The sequence below is a fragment of the Caulobacter sp. D5 genome (assembly GCF_003185805.1).
Classification (GTDB): Bacteria; Pseudomonadota; Alphaproteobacteria; order Caulobacterales; family Caulobacteraceae; genus Caulobacter.
This window is the reverse complement of the sequence record NZ_QHJY01000301.1, coordinates 1-3,939: the sequence shown is the minus strand read 5'-3', so window position 1 is coordinate 3,939 and position 3,939 is coordinate 1. Positions and strand designations below refer to the sequence as shown.

At 71.2% G+C, this 3,939-nt stretch carries 6 protein-coding genes; 5 read left to right on the top strand and 1 reads right to left on the bottom strand.

Translation table 11 applies throughout. From position 1 onward, the window contains the following. From DMC18_RS18565 to DMC18_RS18555, 3 genes are all read left to right on the top strand, one after another. A partial coding sequence (locus DMC18_RS18565; RefSeq protein ID WP_110133190.1) for a hypothetical protein occupies positions 1-1,040 on the top strand: 1,040 nt, incomplete at its 5' end. Positions 1,041-1,106: 66 nt separating this feature from the next. Then, positions 1,107-1,412 carry a hypothetical protein gene (locus DMC18_RS18560; RefSeq protein WP_110121324.1) on the top strand — a complete coding sequence of 102 codons (306 nt, stop codon included), beginning with the start codon at positions 1,107-1,109 and terminating at the stop codon, positions 1,410-1,412. 61 nt (positions 1,413-1,473) lie between these two features. Next, the gene (locus tag DMC18_RS18555) at positions 1,474-2,319 is read left to right on the top strand and encodes a hypothetical protein (RefSeq protein ID WP_110121325.1); all 846 of its coding nucleotides are present in this window, start codon (positions 1,474-1,476) and stop codon (positions 2,317-2,319) included. 7 nt (positions 2,320-2,326) lie between these two features. Here DMC18_RS18555 and DMC18_RS18550 read toward each other — a convergent pair whose 3' ends face one another. Then, positions 2,327-2,980, bottom strand: coding sequence for a J domain-containing protein (locus DMC18_RS18550; RefSeq protein WP_110121326.1), 654 nt, complete (start codon positions 2,978-2,980; stop codon positions 2,327-2,329). Positions 2,981-3,038: 58 nt separating this feature from the next. Between DMC18_RS18550 and DMC18_RS18545 the strand changes: the two genes are divergently transcribed. Both DMC18_RS18545 and cdd read left to right on the top strand, forming a co-directional pair. Further along, entirely contained in the window at positions 3,039-3,311 is a 273-nt protein-coding gene (locus DMC18_RS18545; protein ID WP_110121328.1) for a BolA family transcriptional regulator, read from the top strand. Positions 3,312-3,400: 89 nt separating this feature from the next. Then, positions 3,401-3,832 carry a cytidine deaminase gene (gene cdd / locus DMC18_RS18540; RefSeq protein ID WP_110121327.1) on the top strand — a complete coding sequence of 144 codons (432 nt, stop codon included), beginning with the start codon at positions 3,401-3,403 and terminating at the stop codon, positions 3,830-3,832. Positions 3,833-3,939: the final 107 nt, after the last annotated feature.

Below are 3,939 nucleotides of genomic sequence, written 5' to 3'. Positions count from 1 at the left end.
CCGCCCGCTGCGAGCAGGCGGTGCTGGCCATGCTGGGCGCCGAGCTGTTCGGCGACGAGGGCCTGCACGCGGCCGCCGGCGCCACGCTTTCCCTGGCCAAGTCGGCCCACGGCCCGCACGCGCCCCTGGCCTCGGCCCTGATGGCCGCTGTCGACGGTCGCATGGCCCTGTCCGACAACGATATCGACCGCGCCCTGGCCTGCGCCCAGGCTTTCGAGGCCCCGCTGGACGTGCTGGCGAGCGATCGCGGCGCCAAGGCCGGCGGCGGTCGCCTGCAACTGGCCGACCAGCGCGCCGCCCGCATCGACCTGCTGCTGGCCTGCGCCGTCCGCCTGAAGGACCGCTCGCTGGTCGAGGTCGCCCTGGCCGAGGCCCGCGTCGCCGTCGCCGCCCTCGATCCCGATTTCGAACCCCTGACCTGGTCGCGGCTGGAACTGCTGCGCGCCGAGGCCCTGACGCGCCTGGGCGATTTCGACGGCGAGCTTTCGCTGATCGCCGACGGCGTCGAGGCCGCCACCCAGGCGCTCGAGCCGCTCGATCCCGGCCACAGCCCGCTGGACTGGGCCCGCGCCCAGGCCGGCCTGGGCGAGGCTTTGCAGATGATGGGCGAGGCCACCACCTCCGACCGCTGCTTCGAGCAGGCCGTCACCTGCTACGACCGCGCCACCCATATCGTGAAGGTGCAGCCGGCCCTGTCCCTGCGCGCCGCCGTCGCCAACAACCGCGCCCTGAGCCTGGCCCGCTGCGCCGAGCTGACGGCCGACCTGGCCGTGCTCGACGCCGCCGAGATGGCCTTCAAGGCCGAACTTTCCGCCCATCCGGGCGCGCGCGATCCGGCCGGCTGGGCCGTGGCCCAGATGAACCTGGCCCGTCTCTATGAAGCGCGGGTGGAGATCACCGGTCGCGACGACGGTCGCCTGGACCGGGCGGCCACCGCTCTTGCGGTCGCGTTCGACGTCTTCGCCGAGCTTGGCCTGCGGTCGCTGACCGACCTGGCGGCCCAGGGGTTGCAACGGCTCAAGCAGGCGAACGCCGCCTGACCCAAAATGACACCGGAGCCTCCAGGCAGCCCCTGGCGATCTCCGCAAGACAATAGGGATGATACAGTGATCGCTTCGTTCGTTCTCGCCGCCGCCGTGACCGCCGCCGCTCCGTCCGCCTCGGCCGAGCCGCAGGCCCGTGTCGTCCAGGTGGCGCAACCGCGCGAAGCGGTGGCCCTGCTTTCCTGCATGGTCAAGAACAACGGCGGCCTGACGGCCTGCAGCGTCCAGGCCGAGAGCCCCAACGATCTGGGCGTCGGCGACGCCGCCCTGCAGATGGCCTCGCAGATCCAGGTCGACCTGCTGGGTCCGGACGGCAAGAGCCGCGCCGGTTCGTTCATCGACGTGCCGATCCGCATCCGCATTCGCTGAATTTAAGCGCGAGTTCGTTTCTGGACTCGCGCGAACGCCTGGGCGGGCCTAAAGCTCGGCCATGGCCTTCAAGCGCGCCTTTCCCTGGATCGTCACGGCCGTCGTCATGGCGGCGACCTTCGCCGTCGCCGGCGGGCTGACGATCCGCCGCGACCGCGCCGAAGCCGCCCGCTCCGCCGCCGCCTCGCCGGACGTCACGGTGTCTCAAGCCGAAGACGATCGCGCCTACGCCCGGCTGTTGCGCGAGAATCTCGACCAGGGGCGTCCCGAAGAGGCCAGTGTCCTGGCCCAATTCCCAGATCTGGCCCGCCGCGAGGGCGACGCCCTGTTCGTGCGCGGCCCCCGCGGCCCCCGGGGCGATGTGGCCAGCTTTTCCGACAGCGGTTTCTGCGACGGCTTCGACCAGTGCGCGCGCTGGCGCATGGCGGGTGTCGTGACCGTGGGCGGCGAGCGGCTGCCCCATCTCACCTTCACCCACGGCGAGGGCGAGCTCCTGTCGCTGCTGATCGGCGCCGACGGTCGCCCTCGTGTCGCGGACGTCGGAACCCCTTCAGGCTCGCCCGACGGCGCCTGGCTGGTGTTCGGCAACGAGAGCGACGATGGCGGCGGCGTGACTGTCTACCGGGCCGACGGCGCGGACCTGGTCCCCACGGCCTCGAAAGGAGCGTCCTGCCGTCCCCAGAGCTGGCAGGACGCGACTCGCCTGCGCATGAGCTGCCTCGTCGGACCGATCGGAGAGGCCCGCCGCGTCGAGGTGATCCTGGCGCGCGCGAAGGACGGCGGCTGGTCGCTGATCTACCCGGACGGCAAGCGCGAGCCGCTGGACGCCATCGCGACCGAGGACGGCGAGCCGGGCGACTTCTACGAAGGCTGGAGCGAGAAGGGCTACCGCCGCCTCGCGTCTTGAGTCGTCGCTACTTCGCCATCCCGGACTTCTGCAGGGTCTTGTAGGCCTTGATCACCCGCTGGAGCTTGTGCTCGGCGCTGCGGTCGCCGCCGTTCATGTCGGGGTGGCAGCGCTTGAGCAGGTCCTTGTAGCGGGCGCGGATGGCCGCGGCGTCGGCGTCGACGTCCAGATCCATGTCGGCCAGGGCCTGGCGTTCCAGCTTGCCGACGGCGCGGCCGGCGGCGGCCGATTCGGCCTTGCGCTGCTGGGCGCGGAACAGGCCGAACGGGTCGGCCATGTTGCGGGCGTCGCGGGCGGCGGCGGCGGCGGCCTCGCGCGAGCCGGCGTCGGCCTTCATGCTCCAGGTCGGCCGGCCGCCGGTGACCTTCTCACGCTCCTGCTCGGCGCGGATCTGGCCCTCGTTCATGCCGGCGTAGAAGTTCCAGTTCTTGTTGTACTCGGCCGCGTGCGGCTGACAGAAATGGTAGTACTGGCCCGGCAGGTCGCGGCTCTTGGGCGCCTTGGCCTCGGCCGCGCGCAGGCAGTCGGCATGCTCGCACCGGCGCTGACCGGGCTTCAGCCGGTTGACGTCGTCGGCGCGCGGACCCTCCTCCTCGCCCGGCTTGGGCGGGCGGACGCGGATGTCGAAAAACTTGGGGCGGTATTCGAACGCACGGCTCATGGCGCTTAGAGTAAGCCCAGGCTATTTCCGTTCAAGGATTGACATGCCGGAGATCACCATGGGCGCCGTCTCAGACGCCATCGAAGCCAAGTTGACCACCGCTTTTTCGCCCACCCGGCTGGAGGTCGTGGACGACAGCGCCCGCCACCAGGGCCATGCCGGCCACCGCGAGGGCGGCGAGAGCCACTTCAACCTGACGATCGAGGCCGAGGCCTTCGCCGGCAAGGGCCGCGTGGCCCGCCAGCGGCTGATTTTCCAGGCCCTGGCCGAGGAGATGGCGGGTCCCGTGCACGCCCTGTCGATCGTCGCCCTGGCGCCCGGCGAAAGCTGAGCCGGACGTCGCGGTTTGCACTTGCATAAGCGGGCCGCGACTGATTGCCTCGGTTCCCGGCGCGATCCTGCCGGGACCCGAGGGATGGCATGAGCGCCGCAAAATCTTTGTCTGAAATCCAGGCTTCCGACGAAGCGGCCATCGCCGCGGCGCTGCCGGCCTATCTTGGGCGGTCCTACGCCCGCTATTCGAACTTCACCGTCGCCAGCGCCGTCGTCGACGACCAGGGCGGGGTGCATTTCGGCGTCAATGTCGAGAACGCCGCCTATCCGTCGGGCACCTGCGCCGAGCAGACGGCGATCGGGGCCATGGTCACGGCCGGCGGCCGCCGCATCGAGCGCGTCTACATCGCCGCCGGCTCCGACGCCGTCGTCCAGCCCTGCGGCGCCTGCCGCCAGCGCATCGGCGAGTTCGCGGCCAGGACCTGCGAGATCGTCTCGGTGCAGGGCGGGGCGGCCACGAAGCGCACGCCGTTCTGGAGCCTCTTGCCCGAGGCGTTCGGGCCAGGGGATCTGGAATAGGAGCGGGGGAGGGCCCCCTCCGGCCCTCCGGGCCACCTCCCCCAAAGGGGGAGGATCTACGGCCTCAGATGCTCCCCCTCTGGGGGAGCTGTCGCGGAGCGACTGAG

Bases quoted from the DNA above. Each gene is read 5' to 3' on its own strand.
- DMC18_RS18555 (WP_110121325.1), top strand. From the start codon at position 1,474: ATGGCCTTCAAGCGCGCCTTTCCCTGGATCGTCACGGCCGTCGTCATG.
- DMC18_RS18550 (WP_110121326.1), bottom strand. From the start codon at position 2,980: ATGAGCCGTGCGTTCGAATACCGCCCCAAGTTTTTCGACATCCGCGTC.
- DMC18_RS18545 (WP_110121328.1), top strand. From the start codon at position 3,039: ATGGGCGCCGTCTCAGACGCCATCGAAGCCAAGTTGACCACCGCTTTT.
- cdd (WP_110121327.1), top strand. From the start codon at position 3,401: ATGAGCGCCGCAAAATCTTTGTCTGAAATCCAGGCTTCCGACGAAGCG.